Source organism: Arenibaculum pallidiluteum (assembly GCF_017355985.1).
Lineage (GTDB): Bacteria > Pseudomonadota > Alphaproteobacteria > Azospirillales > Azospirillaceae > Arenibaculum > Arenibaculum pallidiluteum.
Window position 1 is genome coordinate 1 of record NZ_JAFIQU010000046.1, and the last position, 772, is coordinate 772.

General features: G+C 69.0%; 1 protein-coding gene. It reads left to right on the top strand.

Going from position 1 to position 772, the window contains the following annotated elements:
* Nucleotides 1–219 (top strand): hypothetical protein (locus JUB13_RS31010; protein ID WP_207486127.1); only part of this gene is annotated, 219 nt, incomplete at its 5' end.
* Between the last annotated feature and the right edge of the window lie 553 nt (nucleotides 220–772).

Here is a 772-nt window from a genome sequence, read left to right on the forward strand (position 1 = left end):
GGCGCCGGCAGCGCTTCCGCCGACGACGGAAGCACCGGGAAGAACCTGTTCATCGGCAGCACCGACCTGACGTCCTTCATGGCGCAGGAGAAGGCGCCGGCCGGGACCACGGCCCCCGCGACAGCCCAGGTTTCCGTCCAGGCCCCGCGCGGCGCGACCGCGGACCAGGCTGCAGTGGATCTCGGCCAGACCAACTTCGCCCTGACCTACGCCAACTGATCGCCGCCGACTGACCGGCGCCAATTGACGAGGGAGCCGGCGGACCCAGCCTCGACACGCCTCTTTCCCGCCGGAAACCCGCGGAAAGGGCGTGCCGGATGGCCCGGCAGCCGGACGTCACCACCAGTTCTGGAGAAACGGGCAAGAGCCGCGGAGCCCTGGTCTAACGACCCGCCCTCCCGCGTCCCCATTATCTCCTCACCGGGACGGCGTTCGCATCAGTGGCCAACCTGCCACCCGCCAGACGGTCCAAGGACCGCGCGGGAGCCGCAGGAACGATCAGGCAACTGGCGAATGAGATTCCGCCCGTTCAGGCTCCCGCGGCACCGGCCGCCAGGAGTCATTGCAAGCAGGCCCTGCTGCACGCGGGGCCCTCAAGGAAACGAAGGAACCCGATCATGAAGACCCTTTCCTATGCCCTGATCGCGACCGCCCTGCTGGCCTCGGCCCCTGCGATGGCCGACGACGGCAACATCGGCGTGAACCAGTTCCACGGCTCGGACACGCTGGCCTCGTACGCCGCCGAGCCGAGCCATGCCTCTCCCGTCCAGGA